This window comes from Falsiporphyromonas endometrii (assembly GCF_042654485.1).
GTDB classification, from domain to species: Bacteria; Bacteroidota; Bacteroidia; order Bacteroidales; family Porphyromonadaceae; genus Porphyromonas; species Porphyromonas endometrii.
In genome coordinates, this window is the sequence record NZ_JBHSGO010000046.1 from 1 (window position 1) to 23,313 (window position 23,313).

General features: G+C 39.1%; 20 protein-coding genes. 16 read left to right on the top strand and 4 right to left on the bottom strand.

The genetic code is table 11. The features are described from left to right. Positions 1-127 precede the first annotated feature (127 nt). The gene (locus ACFO3G_RS02635; protein WP_380077767.1) at positions 128-328 is read left to right on the top strand and encodes a T9SS type A sorting domain-containing protein; all 201 of its coding nucleotides are present in this window, start codon (positions 128-130) and stop codon (positions 326-328) included. A 190-nt stretch (positions 329-518) separates the two neighbouring features. Here the strand turns inward: ACFO3G_RS02635 and rnc are convergent, their stop codons facing one another. From rnc to ACFO3G_RS02650, 3 genes are read right to left on the bottom strand one after another with little or no spacing between them, the layout of a single operon-like run. Continuing rightward, complete coding sequence (rnc, locus tag ACFO3G_RS02640; protein WP_380077729.1) at positions 519-1,307, bottom strand: ribonuclease III; 789 nt, start codon at positions 1,305-1,307, stop codon at positions 519-521. 44 nt (positions 1,308-1,351) lie between these two features. Then, on the bottom strand, positions 1,352-2,611 hold the full coding sequence (gene fabF, locus ACFO3G_RS02645; RefSeq protein ID WP_380077731.1) for a beta-ketoacyl-ACP synthase II: 1,260 nt from the start codon (positions 2,609-2,611) through the stop codon (positions 1,352-1,354). 15 nt (positions 2,612-2,626) lie between these two features. After that, positions 2,627-2,863, bottom strand: a complete 237-nt coding sequence (locus tag ACFO3G_RS02650; protein WP_380077733.1) for an acyl carrier protein — start codon at positions 2,861-2,863, stop codon at positions 2,627-2,629. Positions 2,864-3,118: 255 nt separating this feature from the next. Here ACFO3G_RS02650 and purN point away from each other — a divergent pair, with 255 nt between their 5' ends. Then, positions 3,119-3,697, top strand: coding sequence for a phosphoribosylglycinamide formyltransferase (gene purN, locus ACFO3G_RS02655; RefSeq protein WP_380077735.1), 579 nt, complete (start codon positions 3,119-3,121; stop codon positions 3,695-3,697). Between the two features lie 14 nt (positions 3,698-3,711). Next, positions 3,712-5,007, top strand: a complete 1,296-nt coding sequence (locus ACFO3G_RS02660) for a DUF6080 domain-containing protein (protein ID WP_380077737.1) — start codon at positions 3,712-3,714, stop codon at positions 5,005-5,007. Between the two features lie 547 nt (positions 5,008-5,554). Here the strand turns inward: ACFO3G_RS02660 and ACFO3G_RS02665 are convergent. Beyond that, complete coding sequence (locus ACFO3G_RS02665) at positions 5,555-5,824, bottom strand: hypothetical protein (RefSeq protein ID WP_380077739.1); 270 nt, start codon at positions 5,822-5,824, stop codon at positions 5,555-5,557. Positions 5,825-6,140: 316 nt separating this feature from the next. On the opposite strand from ACFO3G_RS02665, the gene ACFO3G_RS02670 reads away from it, so the two are divergent. The 13 genes from ACFO3G_RS02670 (at position 6,141) to ACFO3G_RS02730 (ending at position 23,057) form a co-directional block, all read left to right on the top strand. Then, the gene (locus ACFO3G_RS02670) at positions 6,141-7,712 is read left to right on the top strand and encodes a hypothetical protein (protein WP_380077741.1); all 1,572 of its coding nucleotides are present in this window, start codon (positions 6,141-6,143) and stop codon (positions 7,710-7,712) included. Between the two features lie 23 nt (positions 7,713-7,735). Next, on the top strand, positions 7,736-8,923 hold the full coding sequence (gene pncB, locus ACFO3G_RS02675) for a nicotinate phosphoribosyltransferase (protein WP_380077743.1): 1,188 nt from the start codon (positions 7,736-7,738) through the stop codon (positions 8,921-8,923). Then, the gene (gene nadD / locus ACFO3G_RS02680) at positions 8,920-9,528 is read left to right on the top strand and encodes a nicotinate (nicotinamide) nucleotide adenylyltransferase (RefSeq protein ID WP_380077745.1); all 609 of its coding nucleotides are present in this window, start codon (positions 8,920-8,922) and stop codon (positions 9,526-9,528) included. The genes pncB and nadD overlap by 4 nt, the downstream gene beginning before the upstream one ends. 37 nt (positions 9,529-9,565) lie before the next feature. Continuing rightward, positions 9,566-10,633 carry an agmatine deiminase family protein gene (locus ACFO3G_RS02685; protein WP_380077747.1) on the top strand — a complete coding sequence of 356 codons (1,068 nt, stop codon included), beginning with the start codon at positions 9,566-9,568 and terminating at the stop codon, positions 10,631-10,633. Positions 10,634-10,675: 42 nt separating this feature from the next. Continuing rightward, positions 10,676-11,548 (top strand): carbon-nitrogen hydrolase, encoded by an 873-nt coding sequence (locus ACFO3G_RS02690; RefSeq protein WP_380077749.1) that lies wholly within the window; start codon positions 10,676-10,678, stop codon positions 11,546-11,548. Positions 11,549-11,587: 39 nt separating this feature from the next. After that, positions 11,588-12,040 (top strand): thioredoxin-dependent thiol peroxidase, encoded by a 453-nt coding sequence (gene bcp / locus ACFO3G_RS02695; protein WP_380077751.1) that lies wholly within the window; start codon positions 11,588-11,590, stop codon positions 12,038-12,040. A gap of 21 nt (positions 12,041-12,061) precedes the next feature. After that, complete coding sequence (gene recA, locus ACFO3G_RS02700; RefSeq protein WP_380077753.1) at positions 12,062-13,096, top strand: recombinase RecA; 1,035 nt, start codon at positions 12,062-12,064, stop codon at positions 13,094-13,096. Between the two features lie 364 nt (positions 13,097-13,460). Continuing rightward, positions 13,461-14,435, top strand: a complete 975-nt coding sequence (locus ACFO3G_RS02705; RefSeq protein WP_380077755.1) for a GNAT family N-acetyltransferase — start codon at positions 13,461-13,463, stop codon at positions 14,433-14,435. Between the two features lie 9 nt (positions 14,436-14,444). Then, complete coding sequence (gmk, locus tag ACFO3G_RS02710) at positions 14,445-15,050, top strand: guanylate kinase (RefSeq protein ID WP_380077757.1); 606 nt, start codon at positions 14,445-14,447, stop codon at positions 15,048-15,050. Positions 15,051-15,993: 943 nt separating this feature from the next. Further along, entirely contained in the window at positions 15,994-17,664 is a 1,671-nt protein-coding gene (locus ACFO3G_RS02715) for a diphosphate--fructose-6-phosphate 1-phosphotransferase (RefSeq protein ID WP_380077759.1), read from the top strand. A 21-nt stretch (positions 17,665-17,685) separates the two neighbouring features. Beyond that, positions 17,686-19,122: a metallophosphoesterase family protein gene (locus ACFO3G_RS02720; protein ID WP_380077761.1), complete on the top strand. Its 1,437-nt coding sequence runs from the start codon at positions 17,686-17,688 to the stop codon at positions 19,120-19,122. A gap of 57 nt (positions 19,123-19,179) precedes the next feature. Continuing rightward, complete coding sequence (gene gyrA / locus ACFO3G_RS02725) at positions 19,180-21,774, top strand: DNA gyrase subunit A (RefSeq protein WP_380077763.1); 2,595 nt, start codon at positions 19,180-19,182, stop codon at positions 21,772-21,774. Between the two features lie 89 nt (positions 21,775-21,863). Continuing rightward, positions 21,864-23,057 (top strand): tetratricopeptide repeat protein, encoded by a 1,194-nt coding sequence (locus tag ACFO3G_RS02730; protein WP_380077765.1) that lies wholly within the window; start codon positions 21,864-21,866, stop codon positions 23,055-23,057. The last annotated feature ends 256 nt before the right edge of the window (positions 23,058-23,313 follow it).

The following is a 23,313-nucleotide window of genomic DNA, read 5'->3' on the forward strand; positions in this document are numbered from 1 at the left end:
CGGGCGGACGCCAATCCCCCCGGTGTTTTTCATGCCCGCCTGACGGATGAACAAAACAATGAATTGAAATGATTAATTTTGACTCAAAGATAAACCTCCTTTACACACTTTTTGGGATACTACCTATATCTTCCCTTCGAGTGTGGAGCATCAATTTACTATTGTTTCACAAGAAGCCCGAGTTGCCACAATCTTCAATCTAAATGGTCAAGAAATTATAAAGCTAAACATAGTAAAAGGCAAGACCAATGTAAATGCTTCAAAACTTAGCCCGGGTGTTTACATGGTTCAGCTGGGAGAAAGCCTAATCAAATTCGTAAAAAAGTAATTACCAATTACATTGAATGAGATAAGGGGGCTGCGCAGATAAGCGTAGCCCCCTTTTACTATCAAATTGTTCGAATAAATAATGATTCAAACAATTCCACCATTATCTATTAAACATCAAAAATGTTGATAGAAAAAGATAGTATTAATAAACTATCCTAATGTTCTAAAGACATTTTTGGGTTTAAACTCTATTCCTCTTCACTTGTCTCAAGCGAAGGAGTTGTCATTGACTTTCTTTTGATGGCCTTACTGGCCTTTGTTAACCCGTCAAGTGCATTGTGTGATGCATCTTGGTGGGCCTCTTTCTTATTATAACCGCTGCCTATTCCAATTCTTTTTCCATTGATTACTGCAGCACAAACAAACTTACCTCTGGAAGAACGTGGCTCTTCCAGCATTTCAAATTCAATCTCCAAATGATTTTTCTGAACCCATTCAAGGAGTTGACTCTTATAATTTGTAGTCTCATCTTCCAATTCTTCAGCCATCTCAAGAAAAGACTTCAAAAACTTTTGATAGACAAAGTTCTCTGCTACCTTATAACCTCTGTCCAAAAAAATAGCACCTATCAGAGCTTCAAGTGTATTGCCATAGATATCCGGGCTCATATTACCAATTCGATGTTTTGTATGAATCAGGTTAATAATGCCCATCTCCTCAGCAATCTTATTATTTACAGCTCTCTTGACAAGAGCCCCCCTACGTTTACTCATCATTCCTTCATCCCACTTTGGATACTTAGTGTACAAATAATGACTAACAGAGGTAGCAAGAACAGAGTCTCCTAAAAATTCCAATCTCTCATTATTTGCAAATGTACCATCCGGCAGCTCTACACTACATGAAGAATGGGTAAACGCCAGTTCATAAAGATCATAATCTCTTGGTGTAAAACCCAAAATATCGGGTAATACAGACAAAGGCCCCCTCGGTGTTCTCCAAGGAAGCCTTTTTATAAGTTTTTCTATTCCAAGCATGAAATTTTGCTCATATATTAGACAATAACAGAGTCATGCTCAAATTAGCGATTTTCATACTTCTTGAAGATAACACTTGCATTGTGTCCACCAAAACCAAATGTATTGGACAAAGCAGCTTTAACCACTCTTTTCTTTGCTTTATTGAAAGTAAAGTCAAGATTATAATCAATCTTAGGATCGTTGTCACCCTCTTCATGATTGATTGTAGGTGGTATAATATCTTCATAAACAGACATTACAGACACCATAGCCTCCATAGCTCCGGCAGCACCCAGCATATGGCCGGTCATAGATTTTGTAGAACTGATGCTAAGCTTATAAGCCTGCTCACCAAATACATCTACAATAGCTTTTGATTCTGAAATATCACCTACCGAAGTTGAAGTACCGTGAACATTGATATAATCGATATCCTCCGGCTTCATCCCGGCATCCTCCATCGCATTATTCATAACAAGTCTTGCACCCAAGCCTTCCGGATGGCTTGCAGTCAAGTGATATGCATCGGCTGACAAACCGGTACCTACAAGTTCGGCATAGATACGAGCACCACGAGCCTTTGCATGCTCGAGCTCTTCTAACACCAAACAACATCCACCTTCAGCCATAACAAAACCATCACGACTTGCGCTAAATGGTCTGGAAGCTGTTTCGGGGGAGTCATTTCTTGTAGACAAAGCCATCATAGCATTAAATCCACCTACACCGGCTGCACAAATTGGAGCTTCGGCACCACCAGCCACAATTACATTTGCTTTGCCCAAGCGAATAAGCATAGCAGCATCTATAAGTGAGTTGGTAGATGAAGCACATGCAGATGCAGTAGAATAGTTAGGACCATGAAAACCATACTTGATGGACACTTGTCCTGCTGCAATATCCGAAATCATTTTCGGAATAAAGAACGGATTAAAACGAGGTCCAAATTCAGGATCATACTCCATGACTTCATGCTCGAATGTATTTAATCCACCAATACCTGCAGCTATGATAACCCCTACACGATTCTTATCAACCTTTTCAAGGTCAAGACCGGAATCCTTAAGACTCTCATCAGAAGCAACCATTGCAAACTGTGCATAACGGTCAAAACGTCTTGCTTCTTTGCGGTCAAAGTAATCCAGTACATTGAAGTTTTTAACTTCGCAAGCGAACTGAGTTTTAAACTTAGACGCGTCAAAGAGAGTGATCGGTCCGGCACCACTTTTACCTGCGATGAGGTTTTGCCAAGTTTCGGGAGCTGTATTACCAAGAGGTGTTACAGCTCCGAGACCGGTTACTACTACTCTTTTGAGTTCCATATAGCTTGTGATAAATTAAGCTTGATGATCCTCAATATATTTAACTGCGTCACCAACAGTTTTGATTGTCTGAGCGTCTTCGTCCGGGATTTGTAGATTGAATTCCTTTTCAAAATTCATGATCAACTCAACGGTATCGAGAGAATCCGCACCAAGGTCGTTGGTAAAGTTAGCTTCCATAGTTACTTCTGAAGGCTCAAGGTTGAGCTTTTCAACGATAATGTCACGTACTTTTGCTTCAATTTCTGACATAACAATTACTATTAATAGGATTAAACAATAATCTATATTTGTGATGAATCATCCTAACTGCGGACAAGACACCCACTATACAGCACTTCAATGCTACAATGCAAATCAGTATAAATGTATGTTTTATACCATTAGCTTGCTTACATTTGTAGGCAAAGAAACAAACTTTTAATTGAATATCTACTATATTCGACCCCAAAAGTACAGAAATTTTGCACACAAAGCACAATTCTGTGCATTTAACAATGAATTCATATGAAAAATATTGTCATTTTTGCCTCCGGAGAGGGTACAAATGCCGAATGCATTTGCCGTTATTTTGAATCATCTAAAGAGGTACGCGTACGCGCGATTATCTGCAATCGCAAAGAGGCCGGCATTTATAATCGTGCCAAACGTTTAGGTATTGCCATCCACTATTTCAACAAATCCTCTCTTGAGAGCCCTGAGCTTTTAGACCTTTTGGCATCTCTAAAAACAGACCTTATTGTTTTAGCCGGTTTTATGTGCCTTGTGCCAAAGAGCTATTTCAATCTATACAAGCATAGGATTGTCAATATCCATCCTGCTCTTTTACCAAAATTTGGAGGTAAAGGGATGTATGGCGACCACGTTCATGAAGCAGTCATCAAGGCTCAAGAACCCATCAGTGGCATCACAATTCATGTTGTAGACGAACAGTATGACCATGGCCGAGCTCTTTGTCAAGCCACCTGTCCGGTTACTTCGGATGATACTGTCGATACCTTAGCTGCCCGTATTCACAAGTTGGAGCATAGATATTATCCCACCACTATCGAACAATATTTGACCGAATTGGAAGCAACCCGATAACAACGCATGTTCCCATGAAGTTTATCCAAAAAGTTTGGCAGATTCTTTTAAACTATTCCAAGTGCATCAATCGCTTTGAAGTAAGTTCGTTTCACAAAAAATACAATGAAGAGATCGTTTTCTTTTGTATCTTATTTGTATTGTACCTCGCTCTCTCGACCTTTGCTTTTCATCAATTAAAACATGAATTGCTAAGTATTACTACCGATAGCCCTATCAATGGCAGTATGCTTGGCTGGGACAGTTATAAGTTTTTTAGGCGTGCAGGAGGCTCTTTTGACATAGCCCACCCTATAGTAGCCCCAATACATATACTGTTGTATCCTATCCTATTTGTCATAGGTATGCCCTATGGATACTACTTCCAAATTGTACTTATGACTACATTGGTAACTCTGAGCTGCACCGCGATATTTTCTTTTGCAAGAAGGCTTCGCAATTTGTCACGGACAAGCAGTGCCCTTCTTAGTCTCCTAACGGGCTCCTCTTTTACCGCATTATCTTTGACCTTCAATCCTGAGTATTATCCATTTTCCTTATTAGTCCTCACCCTATCCCTATGTTTTTTATATAGAGACCAACTTAAGTACGATCGTTACCGTATTCGCACTTCCTTGTTTTTTGGATTTTGCAGTGGAGCTCTTACACTTACCAATGTTGCCAAACCAACCCTGGCTTTACTTTTCAATAAGCCATTCAAAAAATATTTTGGCTATGCCGCAAAATTCGCAGTTGCTTTCACATTGTTAATCGCAGTCATCGCAACGATGTACAGCATAAAGTCACGCATAATGACAGGAAACTATATCGACTTTGCATACGAAATTGAAGATTATTCAACATGGATCAAAAATACCCATATCAACCCCTTCGACGCTTACTTCTCCCAAGCAATCATTGCTCCCAAACTTAAACTCCAAGAGATATACAATGAAGTCGTCTATCGTCCGACTCCATATTCGGGGGCTCTCAGACTAATCAGCGTGGGATGCATTGCGGCTATCATAGGGCTCTCCATGATAGGTATATACAGAAATATAAATAACCGTTTTGTATATCTCATATTTGGGTATCTGTGTGTAGATATTTTTGTAAACATAATCTGCAAGTATGGCCTCAATGAAGCCATCATATTTGGAGCACATTGGATCTCTGTACCCTCCTTCTTGATAGCTTTGGCATATCCTGAGTCTACAAATGATCAAAACAAACGATTACAAACATATCTGATAGACACCATTCTTTTTATTCTCATTGCCATCCTTCTCTATGCCAATTTATATCAACTTTTTACGACTGTACTAAAATAAAAGTGCATTCTTCATATCTGCTACCCAATAAATTAAAATGCACTAATACATTGAATAATGTCAGGGAAAAGAGATGTTTCTAGCATAAAAAACAATGGACATTTTCACTTAAATCACGCCTAATTGTATAAATAATGTAAAATTATTTCGGGCGTTTTTTAGTCTGTAAGTAGCCTATTTTGAACCTCAAAAATGCTATTTATACCGCAAAAACAAACAGAAAGGATAATCTATCAGTGGCGTCGAGTGTTAAATTATATAAAAGACAATTTTCATTTATCTTTCGACCACCTAAAAATCACTTTCAGGCTGCCTTTTTTGGAAGGTCGCGCGACTTGCAATCCATTCTCGCGCTACCTTGAACCTATCCTCGCGCGAGGTTGCACCTGAAGTAGCGCGACTTCGCATGTCAAGGTCGCGCGAGATCAGATCCAAAGTCGCGCGAGAACGGATTGCTTCTCGCGCGAGCTTATTTGTTAAAATAGCGCATAAAAAAGCCCGTTTCGTACTATAAAAACGGGCAAAGTCGGCAAAAGGTCAAGTTTCCCTAACCCTCGAATTTGTAAATTTGAGATTGAATAAGTGCTATTTGAGTAGCTTTTAAAGCATCAGTCAGGGCAACAGTATTTAACAAATAACATCCTCTCATGACGAGCTTCACAGCCCAATGATAAAGAGGTCTTTTCAGAATATATTTGATGACCACGAAGTCATCGATTTGTTGCATGTCATCAAGACATATCTTACCCTCTTGAAGGAATGATCCTCCAAACGAAATGACAACCAAAAGTATGGTAAGTAATATGCTTATTTCCATGGGTATAGATATTTATTCACTGCCTAAGGTACAAAAAAGGATGCTATCTCGCAACGGCCAATTGACAATCAAGACACCAAACAAATCGGAAAAATACTTGTTATCTAAAAACTTGCCATCCGGATTTTAGATATACCGAACAAGACAGAATATTGATTCTAACGAGGGGTTGTGTCAAAAGCACAGCCCCTCATTTATCATGTTACTTATAGATTAATAATCAAGTTGATAAAGTTCTAACCTAAAAAATGATAGAAGTAGGCAGCAAAATAAGTATCTTCGCAGAGTATAACTACTAAAAGAATAACATTTGCTAATGTGTGCTGAAAGTCAAATTAATGCAGGAAAAGGATTCGTTTCACAAAGTTCGCTACGACGTTCTTTCCTTAAATTTATCACCAAAAAGTGGTATGCATTTTTCATTTCCATCGTTATCTTCGGAGGCTTGTCCATTGTCTTAAAATCTAAGTTGCCGGCTCCCATGCAGGCATACTATATGCATATTAGGCCCAATCTTGATGAAATAAAATCTCCCTTAGGATATATAGCCTTGGACCAGACTTCTCAGCTACCAATTTGGACTCAGAAGAATCTCTTCAACAGCAATCTGATAGCTGCATATATCAATGCTACCAGCACATTAGATGAAGCCATCGAAAAATGCAACGGCATGGTAACCTATACCAAAAACGATCTACTTTCGTCCAAAAGTATATATACCAAAAGGCCTTTTAATGTATTCTTCAAAAATGCCAATAAACAACTAAATTGTTCCTTTGACGCCGTAGTGTCAGAAGATGGTATTGACGCAAGCAATTTTGTCGAGACAATTGAAAAGAAGAAATATAAAAACAAAGAATCTCTTCACATTCCCTTCAATAAGGAGGTACATACTCCCGTCGGTAAGATTCTTGTAACACCTAACAAGGGGAACAAAAAGATTGGAAAGATTAGAGTAACCCATACTCCACTTTCTTCGATAACTATTCCTTTAGATGCAACATTGGAAGTTTATAATGATGACGGGGTAATCAATTTGAACATCGAAAGTGAAAAAGATCCTGCCTATGTTATAGGCATCCTCAATTCTCTTCTAAATGTAGTTTCAGAAAAAATCACTAACAATTCGAGAGAAGCAATCAAACAATCACTTACCCAGGCAGAAAAGGCTTTAGAAAAAGAGACCAATCCTAAAACCAAAGAATATCTTATGGAGGTCAAAGAGAAGTTAAGAATTGATCTTGAGGGAATTCAAGATGAAAAACCAATCATCGTTATTGACCAGCCAAGAATGGCAGCAAAAGTATTTGACCCCAAGCCACATATTACCTATATCTTACTTATAATAGGACTCTTAATACCATTAATTTATTATTACTACCAACTGGTGGGAAGACATAAGTTGCTGGTACCGCAAGAGGCTGTCAATAGGCTTAACTCAGACTATATGGGATTGATAGAATCCAAAAGGTCCGCAAAACATTTGTATTCTTTAGACAGAAGTATCGTCTCAATGAAACAAACAATCGAAAAGACCGGACACTACAAATGGTGTGTGGCCCCTATTTCTTCAATAAACAGCGGATTGATAGAACAAATAAAAGAAGCACTCGAGAAAAGAGGGCAAAAGACCATGGTCATATCAGGGGAACAATTGTCTGACGACAAACTGCAACAACAGATCAACGATAATACAAGTAAAAAGATCCTCTCTATAATCTATTTCGAGTCTCCACTCAAAAACAATGAACTTCTTGCAAAGGTACAATCGGACGATGCCATACTTTGGATTGCAAGAACCTATATAGACAAGCTGGATCAAATGTCCGAAATAGCCCAATTGTTTGACAAACACAATGGTCTACAATCCGTGCTTGTAACGTTTTAAAAACCATATAAAATCTGACTATTATGTCTATCATCAAAAGTCTTCTGGACACAGACCTATACAAGTTCACTACAAGTTATGCATATGCAAAACTTTTCCCAAGAGCAATGGGAGAATTTGTTTTTATTGATCGCGATAAAGTTCAGTACCCGGAAGGATTCGACTTGCTGGTTAAGGATGAATTACAGGCGATGGCTAAGATTGCGCTTACAGATGAAGAGGCTGCATTCTTAGAACGAGAAATGCCTTATATCCCTCCTATTTATATAGACTTCTTGAGAGGTTACAGATTTGATCCGGATGAAGTAAAAGTATCACTGGACGAAAACAGAAGGCTTCAAATCTCCGCTGAAGGACTTCTCTATCGCATCACTCTGTGGGAGACACCCATCTTAGCCCTTGTAAGTGAATTGTACTATAGAGTGACTCAACAAAAACCCGATATGGAGTACACCAAAAGGGTCATTGTCGAAAAAGCCGAGAAGATGAAGGCGCACAATGTCGTTTTCTCCATGTTTGGTATGAGAAGAAGGTTTAGTCTGGAAATCGAAGACTTGGTAACAAAACTTCTAAAAGAGCATTCCGGTACAAACTTCTTTGGAACAAGCAATATGTACCTTGCCATGAAACATGGGCTTAAAGTTAGCGGGACACATCCACACGAATGGATACAGTTTCATGGAGCCATATATGGATATAAAATGGCCAACTATATGGCTATGGAACATTGGATAGATGTTTATGACGGAGATCTTGGGACAGTTCTTACGGATACATATACAACAGATGTTTTCATGAAAAACTTCTCTAAAAAGCATGCCATGCTTTTTACCAGTCTGAGGCATGATTCGGGAGATCCTATTCTATTTATAGATAAAGCTATCAAACGCTATATCGAGCTTCGCGTAGATCCCAAAATAAAGTATCTGATATTTTCTGACAGCCTCAATGTAGACAAGGCTATTCGTATCAAGGAGGCATGTGAAGGGAAAATCAGAGCCAGCTTTGGAATAGGGACTAATTTTTCGAATGATGTTGGCAACAATGTTAAGCCGATGAACATTGTCATGAAACTCTGGAAATGCAAAATGACAAAGAAAGAGACCTGGCACAATTGTGTTAAGCTTAGCGATGTAATAGGTAAACATACCGGAGATCCTCAAGAATTGGCCCTGGCAATGCAAACACTGGATATCTCACAAAAGATATGATCACAGAAAAAAAACTCAAGAATATCGGATTGTATTTAGGTTCGTTCAATCCCATTCATATTGGACATATGGCAATAGCCAACTATGTTGCCAACGAATGTGGATTAGACGAAGTTTGGCTGTTACCCAGCCCTCTCAATCCTCTCAAAACTCAAAAAGACTTGCTCCCATATGACTTGAGATGCGAAATGATCGCCAAAGCAATTGGCGATGATCCTCGATTCAAATTAAACCTTCTGGAACAACGTCTTCCCTCGCCCCACTTTACCGTCCATACACTTCAAGCCCTTACGGTCCTTTATCCGGAGTGTAAGTTTTTCCTCATCGTTGGAGGAGACAATTGGACCTCTTTTAAACAATGGCATGCATACAGCAGAATCATGCTATCTTGGGACCTTATTGTATACCCAAGGCCCAAGGATATAATAGACAAATCAGCACTCCCTCATAGTGCTATATATCTTGAAGATGCTCCCCTATTTGATATTTCAGCCTCTACAATAAGAGAGGCATATCTAAAAGGAAAAGATTTGAGACATTGGCTTCCCAATCCTGAATATTGGAATAAAATAAGCGCACTACAACAACAGAGTCAAACAAGCTGAGAAGACTTGATAGACTCTTAAACTTCAAAAGACAGAAATGATTGTATACAAAACCAATAGTAATCCCACATCCATACTCATTCCGGAATGGGAACATGTAGGAGCAGTATTGCTATCTTGGCCACACAAAGATTCAGACTGGGCATATATGCTGGATGAGGTAACGCAGTGCTTCGAACATCTGGCCCTAACAATACTAAACCATTCGAATTTGATCATTGTTACTCCTTCAAAAGAAATCATTCCACAATCTGTGACAAGGTTTGAAGGAGAAAAGTTGAGAATCGTCATAATGCCCACAAATGATACATGGGCAAGAGATTTTGGTCCTCTGTCTTTGAAAAACAACGATGGATCATACAGTTTGGTTGACTTTGGCTTTAATGCATGGGGACTAAAGTTTGCATCTTGTTACGACAATAAAATATGCCGAAATCTATTTGCACAAAAAGGTATTTGGGACAAAGACATAAAGACGGTATCCAGACTTGGTTTTATATTGGAGGGTGGAGCTATAGAAAGTAATGGATGCGGCACAATTTTGACAACGGCTTCTTGCATCTTCGAAGCAAATCGAAATCCGGAGCTATCCAACGAGGAGATTTGCCAAATATTATGTGATGAACTTGGGGCAAAGAATCTAATTGTTTTACAACATGGGTCGCTTAAAGGGGATGATACAGATGGTCATATCGACACACTTGTTAGGATATGCGACCAAAATACAATTGCTTATGTACAAGCTCCAATCGATACCTCAGATGAACATTTTGAGGAACTCAAATTGATGGAAAAGGAATTGAAAGAATGGGCTGCAAAAGATCACCTCAAATTGATTCCTTTGCCTATGGCAGAGCCCGTATATGATGAAGACGAACTCAACTATAGATTGCCGGCTACCTATGCCAACTTTCTCATATTGAATGATGCAGTGTTATTCCCCACCTATTCCAGTCCCAAAGACAAAGAGGCAGAAAAAGCTCTAAGAAAATGCTTTCCATCGCACAAAATCATTGGTATCGAGTGTTCAGCTCTCATTAGACAACACGGAAGTTTACACTGTGTCACTATGCAAATACCATCGCCACTACTCAAGGATAAATGAGAATAAGATTGTACCTTTACAAAAGAGATAATACGATTTTATATGAAAGTAGGCATTATACAACAAGCAAACGGCAAAGACATTCATGACAATAAGACAAGGCTTGGCCGATCGATAAGAAAAGCAGCCGAGATGGGAGCTCAGCTAATAGTCCTTCAAGAGCTTCACAATAGTTTGTATTTCTGTCAAACAGAGAATGTAGAAACATTTGACTTGGCCGAACCGATTCCCGGTCCTTCAACCGATTTTTATGGCAATTTGGCAAAAGAGCTTAAAATTGTATTGGTAACATCGCTCTTTGAGAAAAGAGCTCCGGGATTATATCACAACACAGCTGTCGTTTTTGATTCGGACGGATCTATAGCGGGAAAATATAGAAAGATGCATATTCCGGACGATCCGGCTTATTATGAAAAGTTTTATTTCACCCCCGGGGATATCGGGTTTGAGCCAATAAAGACATCTATCGGCAAATTGGGCGTATTGGTATGCTGGGATCAATGGTATCCGGAGGCTGCAAGATTGATGACTTTAAAAGGTGCCGATATGCTTATCTACCCTACGGCAATAGGCTATGAAAGCTCGGATGAGCCGGACGAGCAGTTGAGACAAAGAGAAGCCTGGCGTCTTGTTCAGCGAGGCCATGCAGTAGCCAATGGGCTACCTGTGATAAGTGTCAACAGAGTGGGCAAAGAGGAAGATCCGTCTCAACAAACCAATGGAATAACCTTTTGGGGATATAGCTTTGTCTCCGGTCCTCAAGGGGAGTTGCTTCTGGATTGTGATGGCAAAGAATGTGTCAAAGTGGTAGATATTGATTTGAAGCATTCTGAAAATGTCAGGCGCTGGTGGCCGTTCTTAAGAGACCGAAGGATAGATTACTTCGGAGATATTACAAAAAGATTTATAGATTAATCTTTCTCATAATAATACAACACTAACAAAGACAACAATATGGAAATCGGAGATATAGTACCGGATTTAATAGGTGTAGACCAAGATGGTAAAGAGGTAAAAAGATCAGATTACCCGGATAAGAAGATTGCTCTTTACTTTTATCCCAAAGACAACACATCCGGATGCACAGCAGAGGCATGCAGTCTTAGAGACGGGTATCAAGACCTCATTGATGCAGGATATCAAGTCATAGGAGTAAGCAAAGACTCTGCAAAAAGTCATAAAAACTTTATTGCCAAGCACAACCTTCCATTCCCTCTCATTGTTGATGAAGACACGTCTCTAAATCAAACATTCGGAGTATGGAAAGAGAAGAGTATGTATGGCAGAAAATATATGGGGACAGAGCGCACAACCTTTATTATTGATACAGATGGCAAAATCATCCGGATCATAAGAGGTAGAGAGGTTAAGACAAAAGACCACGCTTCACAACTCCTGAACCTATAACAGATAATCAGAAATTCAAATATGGAAGAAAAAGAAAATAAATCGGCACATGTGCAACCTAATGAGCAAAAACTAAAAGCTCTAAAGCTTGCCATGGAAAAAATAGAAAAGACTCATGGTCGCGGGTCTATTATGAAACTTGGAGACGAAAGCATTGAAGACATCAGCGTTATTCCCTCCGGTTCTCTTGGCCTGGATGTAGCATTGGGTGTAGGTGGCTATCCAAGAGGTCGAATCATTGAAATTTATGGTCCGGAGTCTTCCGGTAAAACAACCCTTGCCATTCATGCCATTGCCGAAGCTCAAAAACAAGGTGGACTGGCAGCCATTGTAGACGCAGAACACGCTTTTGATCGAACTTATGCTGAGGCACTGGGTGTAGATGTCGACAACTTATGGATATCGCAACCTGATAATGGTGAGCAAGCGTTAGAAATTGCTGAGCAACTTATCAGATCTTCAGCTATTGATATTATTGTCATTGACTCTGTTGCAGCCTTGACTCCCAAGCAAGAAATTGAAGGAGATATGGGAGACAACAAAGTGGGCCTTCATGCCCGTCTTATGTCTCAAGCACTGCGCAAACTAACCGGAGCCATATCGAAATCAAACACAACTTGCATCTTCATCAACCAACTAAGAGAAAAGATTGGTGTATTGTTTGGCAATCCGGAAACAACGACCGGAGGTAATGCCCTAAAGTTTTATTCTTCTGTAAGATTAGATATTAGAAAAAGCACTCCAATAAAGGATGGAGACAATATCATAGGGCACTTGACAAAAGTCAAAGTTGTCAAGAACAAGGTGGCTCCTCCATTTAGAAAGGCCGAATTTGATATTATGTTTGGTGAGGGTATCAGCCGGTCAGGTGAGATTGTTGATCTTGGCGTCGAATACGGCATTGTTACAAAAAGTGGTTCGTGGTTTAGCTATGGAGACACAAAACTTGGTCAAGGACGTGATGCCGCCAAGCAAACCATACAAGATAATCCGGAACTTGCCGAAGAAATCGACAAAAAAATCATTGAAGCAATTCACGCTCCAAAAGAAAAATAACAAACATTCCAAGAGACTAATTTTGAATATCACAAAATATAGAAGTTGTTTTGACTTTGTATGATGCATTTACTTTATTATAAAGTCCAAACAATTTCTAAGTCTCTTGTTTCTCATAAACTCCCCAAAGAATTAGGGAGCAATATCAAACAACAATCTCTGTAGTATTCTCTATCATATCCGGTTAATAATTGACCATCCACTCTTAATGGATAAAAGGGGTAAAGGATAAAAAGGACTTACTCACATATAATATTCACCCAACATTAAGTCCATAACAGCTTTCCATTTATATAGTCTTCTAAAGGAAGATTGGGTTATCCGGATCGAACAAAAGTTTGCTACAGATCAAAGGAATAACAATATGAATAAGGGTGATTATAACATAAGTTTTCAACGTTATGAATATGAAGCAGTCTTTAACAAGGCAGCTGAGTATTTAGCACCCTATTTTGACCCTTTATGGTTAGATTCTGTGTGCGGAGATGAAGGCTGGAAACCAATGGTTATTGAATTTAACAATGGACATAAATTGCTTTTCCCATACTATTCTCCAACAGAGAATCATCTTAGCCAACCCCCCTTTACACAATTTATAGGACCCCACATCATCCCTTCTGACAGGACAGAGCTTACCTTCTCTGATAAAAGAAATGCAATGATGGTGCTGCTGAAAAACCTTCCTCAAAAAAGATCCTATTACTTACAAACATCTCCTCAGTTGACAGACTGGCTACCATTCAAATGGGAGGGGTTTGAACAAACCACCAGATATACCAATATCTTATATCTAAACTCTCCTAACGAAAAACTTGTGGCTCAACAATGCAACCAGCTATTGAGACGAAAAGTAAGATCTGCCAAGAGAGAAGGTTATCAACTTATAATAGATGCAGATGCCAAAGACTTGATACCTTTAGTCAATCTATCATTAATGAGATCTTCAAATGAAAAGATAAATTATGAAGAGCGACTAAAAAACTTGGTAAGAACATTCAAAAAGCAAGGCAAAGGATGCGTCTATATTGCTACGAAAGACACCCTGGACAATGCTGATGCTGCAGTCTTTATGGTTAGAAGCGGAAGGCGCACATACTATATGGCCGGAGGACAGAGTCTTGAAAAGAGTAAAAATGCATTGGCATTTTGCCTCTATCAAGCTATTTGCAATGAGATTAGCCAATTTGGAATACAAGAAGTTGATTTTGAAGGGTCTATGATCAAAGGGGTTGAGTTTTTCTTTAGAAATTTTGGGGCGATACAGACACCGTATTTTGCTTTATCAAAAGGTAAAATGGGATTTTGGAGTCGCCTTAAGAGGAAGTTTAATACTAAATAACTTATATATATGACAAAACTAATTATTTTCACAGCACCCTCCGGTACCGGTAAAAGTACAATCATTAAGGAGTTGTTTAAACGCTTACCCGAATACAACTTCCATTTTTCTATTTCTGCAACAAGTAGAGCTCCGCGAGGATCCGAAAGAAACGGAGTGGAATATTACTTTATCAGCCCTGACGAATTTAGACAGAACATTAAGGAAGATCGTTTCATTGAATATGAAGAGGTATATAAGGACACCTATTATGGAACTCTCAAAACTGAAGTGGACAAAAGGCTCGAAAACAAGGAAAACCTAATCTTCGATATTGATGTTGCAGGAGCAATGAATATCAAGAAACAATACAAGGATAGGGCTTTGGCTCTGTTTATTATGCCCCCTTCAATAGAAACTCTAAGACAAAGATTGGAAGATCGAGCTACAGACGCACCAAAAGTTATTGAGATGCGTTTGGCAAAAGCAGAAAAAGAGATGTCTCAAGCAAAGAAATTTGATAAAATCATCACCAATGATGACTTAGAGACTTGCTGTAAAGAAGTTGTAGAAGTTATCAAAGATTTTATTGGAGAACCAGAGAAAGAGGAAGATACGGAAGAAGATGAGAAGTAATACAAACTCTTTTGGTATGGTCGTTGAATAGCAAAAAAACACTGCAAATCAATATTCAATCATCTGATTTCAACCGGTTATTTTAACCATTAGACGAGTGGGAATCCAAAAGCTTTTAATTATCTCACTCCACAACAATTTAACTCAGAAGCTGTTTTGAATATATCAACAAGACAACATATCATGGCAATTATTTCTCGTATCGTTCTGAAATGTCGTCTTGTTGTGTTTAAATCGGATGTATCTTTAGAAAAAGCTTCATCTACAAATGCCGTTTTGAAACTGCTTTTGGACGGAAGCCAAAGACTTTACCAAATAACTCCAATTCAACTTATACACAGAATAACTTGAGCATCTTGCTCAGATAAATACAAAAACTATTCAAAACAGCTTCTTATTAAAGCTTCTAGACAAAAAGTTGGCCATTATGAGGGCATTAACAGAAGAAAATAATAACTTTGTATAAACTCAAAATGTCATTGAATCAAGTAGAGAATAATCTTCACTGATTTCAAAACTTATTAGATGATTGTTGGGCTTATTTTAACTTCTTTATGTCTCTATTTTGATTTTTCACAGAATAGACATTAAAATTTGGATTGAAGCGCTTTGATTGATTAGAGCCGGATGTGGCTTTACAAAAGAGGTTGCATTAATAGAGTTATTTCGAACCGTTTTGTATTTAATCAAAGAGCAAGTCATTCTCAATTTTAATATCTTATTTTTCGGTAAACAGGTAGCATCACAATCAAAAGTAAGCCTTTTGGAAAGGTTTTCTTTTATAAATGAAGTCTTCCATACTAAAAATGACAAGAGATTAATACAAAAACTGTAGTAAAAGGTCCTTTTCCCTTCTATTCACAAAAAATTCCCTACGTAGCAATACTTATAAATAGTAGAATTGGCAACAACATAAGAAGCAAATCATAAATTATTCAATAATATGTTCGAAGTTAGTCCGTTACAAAAGCTAAGGTCTCAATATTCCCCTAAAATTCCCAAAGCACTCAGGTGTGGTTGGAAAGTTATAAAAGGAGCTAATACTCAAGCTGAAAGGGATGGAGGCCAAATTAAGGAGATGTTTCCACATACGTATGGATTACCGATGATACATCTTGAAGAGGGTGAGATGGTAAATGCTCTCAAAGATGGAATTAATATCGGTGTAATCCTTTCCGGTGGACCGGCTCCCGGCGGGCATAATGTCATCACAGGGCTTTTTGACGGGATTAAACAATTGCACGAATCAAGCAAACTTTTTGGATTCCTAATGGGTCCCGACGGGTTAGTTAACCATAATTACATAGAAATCACCAAGGAGATTGTCGATAAGCATAGAAATACCGGTGGTTTTGATATGATTGGATCGGGAAGAACAAAATTAGAAAAGCCCGAGCAATTTGATCGTGGTATTGAGATTCTTCACAAACTCAACATCCGTGCAGTTGTCATTATTGGTGGAGATGATTCGAATACAAATGCTTGTATGATGGCTGAGTACTTCCTTCAAAAAGGTGAAAATATTCAGGTTATCGGTTGTCCAAAGACTATTGACGGAGATCTGAAGAATGAAGATATTGAATGTAGCTTCGGTTTTGATACAGCCACAAAGGTATACTCCGAACTGATCGGTAACATCCAAAGAGACTGTCTATCATCAAAAAAGAATTGGCACTTTATTAAGTTGATGGGACGAACGGCATCTCATATCACACTTGAATGCGCTCTCAAATGCCAGCCCAATATTACATTGATAAGTGAAAATATTCAAGCAAAAGATTGGAGAATCAATGATGTTGTCAATTATATGGCAAACATCATTGCTCAGAGAGCAGCCGAAGGCAAAATGTATGGAACGGCATTGATTCCGGAAGGTATTCTTGAGTTTTTGCCCTCCTTCAGAGTCTTGATTGATGAAATAAATGAATATTTATCCTCTCCACAAGGATCTCACTTGGAAATGGTCATGAAAAGAGAGAAGGTGAGATTTATGTCGATCCAACTTTCCGAAGACAGTTCGAAACTCCTTCAAAGCCTTCCATATGAAGTTGCACTTCAGCTATTAGAAGACAGAGATCCACATGGCAATGTAATGGTTTCTAAAGTAGATACGGAGAAACTCTTTGTAGGTTTGGTTGCCAAAAGATTGGAAGAAATGAGAATAGAAGGCACCTTCAGTGGCAAATTCTCTACTCAAACCCACTTCTTGGGCTATGAAGGAAGATGTGCATTTCCATCAAATTATGATGCAGACTATTGCTATAGTTTAGGACGTACTGCAGTGGCTCTTATAGCTGACGGGCTGACGGGATATATGGCCACAGTACGCAATACCACACATCCGGCAGATGAATGTATCGCAGGAGGTGTACCACTTACCAAGATGATGTATATGGAAAGACGCGGAGGTCAACTGGTACCGGTAATAAAAAAATCATTGGTAAATGTTGACGGTAAGGCCTTTGAATATTTCGAAAGACATCGGGAAAAGTGGGCACTTGAAGATTGTTATAACTATCCCGGGCCCATTGCATTTTATGGACCCAGACAAATTTGTGACGAACCCACTCTTACAATTAGATTAGAGTTGGATAGCACTACCTCATTTGAATAACTTTCCGCCTCCACGAGACGTATGAAGCTTAACAAAGTCAGAACTAAAAATCTTGTAGGGACACTCATCGTAGTGTCCCTCTTAGGTATCATACTTGGCCTTCGATGGAAAACATGGTTTAGCAACCTTCCGGAATTGTTGTACACTACCCCGGACAGCATTACAAGACTTACTGTCGTACCGGGACAGAGGATGTGCCGAGATGTCACAATTACATGGAGAGCAGGAGTAAAGCTTGTCGATGGATGGGCTGATGTAACAAGGCTTACAAAAGATTCACTTAACAGGATTGTTTATCTTACTGATAAAAAAAGATATAAGGCAAAGAAACAACTCGTACCCTCAAGAGGAGGGATAGATGTGTATTACCATGTTGCTCTCAAAGATTTGCAACCCGGTGGTAACTACAAGGTTGTTGTACACACCAAATCAGCCTCCAATAGCGATTCCACCATTGTACATATGCCAAATGAAGATAAACCCCTCAACTTCCTCTACCTCGGAGACATACAGGACATATCCGATCGCATAGCAAAAGAGCGAATGAACTATATCAAGCCCATCCTAAAAGAAATGGATTTTACACTTCAAATAGGAGACTTGATAGAGAGACCAATGAATACTTATTGGAACTTGGTATACAATTCATGTGGTGAGCTGTTCAAGAAACAATTTATTGCTACTCCCGGCAACCATGAAGTCATAAAAGGACTCATAAAAAGGATTGACCCAAGGTGGAGAGCTCAGTTTAACTTCCCTATAAACGGCCCAATATCTCAGCTTGGTCTATCGTATTATGTAGATCATCCATACTGCCGTTTTATTAGCATAAACTCCAATAATGTAGACCTTCCATGGCAACTATATGATCAACTCAAATGGCTCGAACAAACACTTAAAAGTGCAACTCAACCATTTATTATCGTATTCATGCATCACGCTGTCAAACCGGTAAGATCAACAAGGACTCATCCAATTATGTTTCATATGATTAGACCTTTGCTCGAGAAATACCATGTAGATCTCGTTTTGCAAGGGCACGATCACTCCTATGCTCGAACGACACACCCTGATGAAGATAAGAAAGTAGACTTTACGCCACCCGTATACGTAATCAGTACCTTCTCCTCCAAATGCTACGAAAATGGATTCTCAAGAGCATTTGACAGAATGGGATCCGGCATAGCATTTTATTCAAAAATCAAGATTACCAAGACTAAGATCCAATACGAAGCATTTACATTTGATGGGAAGCCAACAGACCGTTTTGCCTTAGTAAGAGAAGATAGAGATCCAAAGCTCTCACGAACCAATGCTAAAGATGCTCTCTTTATTGACCAAACAGGCAATTTACCCGAATATTTACTATTCAATCAGTTTGGCAATTCAAAGAAAGCCAGAGAGCGGAGGGAAGCCTATAAAGAGGCTGTCAAAAAGCGGTATTCTCAACGAAATTAAGTATCTTTATGCCCTAATTGATTGTGTAAAAATCATTGGAGGCAACTCATTAAAAATATGATAGACTCAGAAGATAGAATTATTAATATCCCCATTGAGAACGAGATGCGAACAGCATATATCGACTACTCAATGTCGGTAATTGTTTCTCGCGCTCTTCCAGATGCAAGAGATGGTTTCAAACCGGTTCATAGACGCGTTTTATATGCCATGAATGATACCGGTAATGTTTATTCAAGCCCTCACAAAAAGAGTGCTAAAACAGTAGGTGAAGTTATTGCAAAATATCACCCACACGGAGATAGTTCTGTGTATTTTACTCTTGTAAGACTTGCTCAACCATGGAACATGCGATATACTATGGTTGATGGTCAGGGTAACTTCGGATCAATAGACGGAGACTCCCCTGCTGCTATGCGTTATACGGAAGCAAGATTGAGTAAGATTGCAGCAGAGATGCTGAGAGATATCGAAAAGGAGACTGTTGATTTTCAAAACAACTTTGACGATACAATTCAAGAGCCCACGGTACTCCCCACAAGAATACCCAACCTACTTATCAATGGTGCGGCAGGTATTGCCGTCGGTATGGCTACAAATATGCCACCACACAACCTTACTGAATGCATAGACGGTTGTATCGCATATATTGACAAAGATGGAGAGATAGACATTGATGAGCTCATGCAATATATCACAGCTCCAGACTTTCCAACCGGAGGTACGATCTATGGTTATGAGGGTGTCAAGGAGGCTTTTAGAACCGGTCGAGGTCGTATTGTGTTGAGAGCAAAATGCGAAATCGAGGAGACTGCTACTCATCAACAGATTATCGTTCACGAGATTCCGTATCAAGTTGTTAAATCAGACCTTGTATCCAACATAGCACAACTTGTCAATGAGAAGAAGATTGATGGCATCTCTGACATCAGGGACGAATCCAATCGAAAAGGTTTGAGAATTGTTATTGAGATTAAGCGCGATGCAAATGCAGCGGTTGTTCTCAATAAGCTATATAAAATGACTGCTCTTCAGAGCTCCTTTAGTGTCAACAATATTGCACTTGTAGGAGGAAGGCCTATGCTACTTAATCTCAAAGATCTAATCAGAGAATTTGTAGATCATAGACATGATGTAGTTACTCGAAGATGCGAGTTTGAACTTCGCAAAGCTCAAGAGAGAGCTCATATATTAGAAGGCTTACTTATAGCTGTTGACAACATAGACGAAGTTATCAATATCATAAGAGCGGCAAAAGATCCGAATGAAGCACAGACCAACTTAATCAACAGATTTGCCTTATCTGATATTCAGGCAAGAGCAATTGTCGATATGCGACTCAGAGCTCTTACCGGTCTTGAACGAGACAAACTGCGTGATGAGTACGAAGAGCTCGAAAGGACAATCAACCGATTAGAAGAACTTTTGGCCAGTCGCGAAGAGCGTATGAAGGTAGTCAAAGAAGAGCTTTTAGAGATTAGAGAAAAATACGGTGACGAGAGAAGGACAAACATTGTCTACAATGCAAGAGAGTTTAATGCTGAAGACTTTTATGCAGATGAAGACATGATTATCACCATCTCACACATGGGATATATCAAAAGAACTCCTCTCACCGAATTTCACACTCAAAATAGAGGTGGCGTAGGAGCCAAAGGTTCAGACACAAGAAGTGAAGACTTTGTTGAGCATATCTATTCGGCTTCGATGCATGCCACGATGCTTTTATTTACAGCAAAGGGACAATGCTATTGGCTGAAAGTATATGAGATTCCGGAAGGCAGCAAAAATGCCAAAGGTAGAGCAATACAAAACCTTCTTCCTATCGATCCAGACGACAAAGTGACAGCTTATATCAGAGTCAAAGATCTCAAGAGAGATGGTGAATTTGTAAAATCTCACTACCTTGTCTTCGCAACGAAGAAGGGAACTATCAAAAAGAACCTTCTTAATGACTACTCTAATGTAAGGACAAACGGTATCATTGCCATCAAACTTGCAGAAGATGATCAGGTGGTAAGTGTAAGACTAACAAATGGTAAGAGTCATATCTTAATGGCTACTAAAGCCGGATATGCAATTCGCTTCCCGGAATCTAAACTTAGGGTTATGAAGGGAAGAAACTCTTCTGGAGTTAAGGGTATCAACCTTGGCGATAACCCAAACAATGAAGTTGTGGGTATGATTGCTGTCAAGGATGCACAAACTCAGAGTATCCTCGTCGTGAGTGAGAATGGATATGGCAAACGCACAAGCGTTGATGACTATCGTATCACTAACCGAGGTGGTAAGGGCGTTAAAACAATGAATATCACGGATAAGACCGGATATTTGATAGACCTTAGAGTTGTTAACGAGGATAGTGACTTGATGATTATTAAGAAAAGTGGGGTTGCTATTCGCATAAGCGTCAAAGATATCAGCCTTATTGGCAGGTATACTCAAGGAGTAAAACTTGTCAATCTGGAAAAGAAGAATGATGCTATCGCCTCTGTTTGCAGTGTAGCTGCAGAGGAGCAAGAACAATTCGAAAATGATGACGACCTTGAGGGCGAAATGGATGATCCGGACTTAGAAGATGAGTTTGCGGATGAAGAATTGCCCGAAGATGAAGACATCATAGAGGAGGATGAAGTCGACTCAGAAGAATAGTAACATACTCTCACAGAAGATATATTGTCTTCCAAACAAATACTCTACAACAAAAAATAAACGGATGTATAACAGATAAATTAAGAACAATGAAAAAACTAGCCCTAATAGTAGCTTTAGCTGCAATGACATTCGGTGTGGCTACAGCTCAACGATCAAATGTAAAGGCCGCATTTAGGCTGTCAGATCAGAGTAAGCCCGATTTTGAGCAAGCTCAGATGCTTATCTCAGCAGCGGAAGAAAATCCGGAGACTATGAATGATCCGGAGACGTATTATGTTGCCGCTCAGATCAACGAAAATGAGTTTAGACACTATCTCGACCTTCAGCAGAAAGGTCAAGAGGTAGATATAAAGAAGATGTATGATGCTGCACTACGTATCCTTCCTGCGCTTGAAAAATGCTACGAACTTGACAATACACCTAACGCAAATGGAAAAGTAAAAGCTAAATACACCAAAAAGATTCAAGAGATTTTGAAAAGAGACATCACCTATGTTTATAATGGAGGTGTAGTATTTTCTCAATCAAATAATCAACAAAGTGCGTTGGATGCATTTGTGCAATATTTCAAAATAAAGGACCTTCCCGTATGTGCCAACGACCCGGAGGTTTCTTCCAAAGACTCTACAACAGTACAAATTGCACTTATTGTGTCTGATCTTGCATCATCGCTCAAACAACCGGACAAAGCCTTGCTTATTTTACAATCAATCAAAACTGTTCCCGGTGCAGAATGTCAAGTACTTAGAGGAGAAGCTTCAGCTTACAAGGCTCAAGGCGATACCGTAAAATATCTTGATCTTCTGAAAGAAGGTGCAAGCAAATGTTCTGACTTCTTCTTCTTTGCGAGCTTGGTAGACCTCTATAGCACAATGAACAAAACAGACGAGGCTATAAAATATCTTGATGATGCAATAAAACTCGATCCAAACAATCCTCAGCTTTATCGTGTAATGGGAGACCTTTGGGCATACCAAAAGAACGATACACAAGGTGCTATCAAATGGTATAAAAAAGCATTGGAAATCAAACCGGACGATGCAGATTTTAACTATGCATATGCAATGGCTCTTTTCAATGAAGCAGCCGATTTGAGAAGTGCAGCCAACGTTACTCCTGCAATGGATCAAAAGGCTATGGAACTCTTTAAGATGGCTCTGCCAATCTTGGAAAAGGCTGATCAGCTTAGACCGAACGACAGCAAAATTAGATACATGCTTAAGAATGTGTATTACAATTTGCGAATGATGGACAAATACAAAGCTATGGGTGGAGAATAATCCTCCTGAATAAGTAGACAATTAACAACTCATGAAGGGCTGTGTCTTATGGCACAGCCTTTTTTATGCTCAAAGATTAAAAAACATAGCGCCGCGCAACCATTAGTTACCACATTACTACCCTTTAACCGATACTGTCCCGAAAAAGTGTGTAAGACTCAAGACTGTTATCTTTGAAAAAAACAAAATAAAACGATAAACCGTATGAATCTTACACGAGTACAAATTAAAGAAATTATTTCGAATTGTCTGTCAG

What these genes read in the sequence shown, in the direction of transcription:
- purN (WP_380077735.1), top strand. Translation starts at nt 3,119, where the DNA reads ATGAAAAATATTGTCATTTTTGCCTCCGGAGAGGGTACAAATGCCGAA.
- ACFO3G_RS02650 (WP_380077733.1), bottom strand. Translation starts at nt 2,863, where the DNA reads ATGTCAGAAATTGAAGCAAAAGTACGTGACATTATCGTTGAAAAGCTC.
- ACFO3G_RS02660 (WP_380077737.1), top strand. Translation starts at nt 3,712, where the DNA reads ATGAAGTTTATCCAAAAAGTTTGGCAGATTCTTTTAAACTATTCCAAG.
- ACFO3G_RS02720 (WP_380077761.1), top strand. Translation starts at nt 17,686, where the DNA reads ATGAAGCTTAACAAAGTCAGAACTAAAAATCTTGTAGGGACACTCATC.
- gyrA (WP_380077763.1), top strand. Translation starts at nt 19,180, where the DNA reads ATGATAGACTCAGAAGATAGAATTATTAATATCCCCATTGAGAACGAG.
- recA (WP_380077753.1), top strand. Translation starts at nt 12,062, where the DNA reads ATGGAAGAAAAAGAAAATAAATCGGCACATGTGCAACCTAATGAGCAA.
- fabF (WP_380077731.1), bottom strand. Translation starts at nt 2,611, where the DNA reads ATGGAACTCAAAAGAGTAGTAGTAACCGGTCTCGGAGCTGTAACACCT.
- pncB (WP_380077743.1), top strand. Translation starts at nt 7,736, where the DNA reads ATGTCTATCATCAAAAGTCTTCTGGACACAGACCTATACAAGTTCACT.
- ACFO3G_RS02665 (WP_380077739.1), bottom strand. Translation starts at nt 5,824, where the DNA reads ATGGAAATAAGCATATTACTTACCATACTTTTGGTTGTCATTTCGTTT.
- ACFO3G_RS02705 (WP_380077755.1), top strand. Translation starts at nt 13,461, where the DNA reads ATGAATAAGGGTGATTATAACATAAGTTTTCAACGTTATGAATATGAA.
- ACFO3G_RS02685 (WP_380077747.1), top strand. Translation starts at nt 9,566, where the DNA reads ATGATTGTATACAAAACCAATAGTAATCCCACATCCATACTCATTCCG.
- rnc (WP_380077729.1), bottom strand. Translation starts at nt 1,307, where the DNA reads ATGCTTGGAATAGAAAAACTTATAAAAAGGCTTCCTTGGAGAACACCG.
- nadD (WP_380077745.1), top strand. Translation starts at nt 8,920, where the DNA reads ATGATCACAGAAAAAAAACTCAAGAATATCGGATTGTATTTAGGTTCG.
- gmk (WP_380077757.1), top strand. Translation starts at nt 14,445, where the DNA reads ATGACAAAACTAATTATTTTCACAGCACCCTCCGGTACCGGTAAAAGT.
- ACFO3G_RS02670 (WP_380077741.1), top strand. Translation starts at nt 6,141, where the DNA reads ATGTGTGCTGAAAGTCAAATTAATGCAGGAAAAGGATTCGTTTCACAA.
- ACFO3G_RS02690 (WP_380077749.1), top strand. Translation starts at nt 10,676, where the DNA reads ATGAAAGTAGGCATTATACAACAAGCAAACGGCAAAGACATTCATGAC.
- ACFO3G_RS02730 (WP_380077765.1), top strand. Translation starts at nt 21,864, where the DNA reads ATGAAAAAACTAGCCCTAATAGTAGCTTTAGCTGCAATGACATTCGGT.
- ACFO3G_RS02715 (WP_380077759.1), top strand. Translation starts at nt 15,994, where the DNA reads ATGTTCGAAGTTAGTCCGTTACAAAAGCTAAGGTCTCAATATTCCCCT.
- bcp (WP_380077751.1), top strand. Translation starts at nt 11,588, where the DNA reads ATGGAAATCGGAGATATAGTACCGGATTTAATAGGTGTAGACCAAGAT.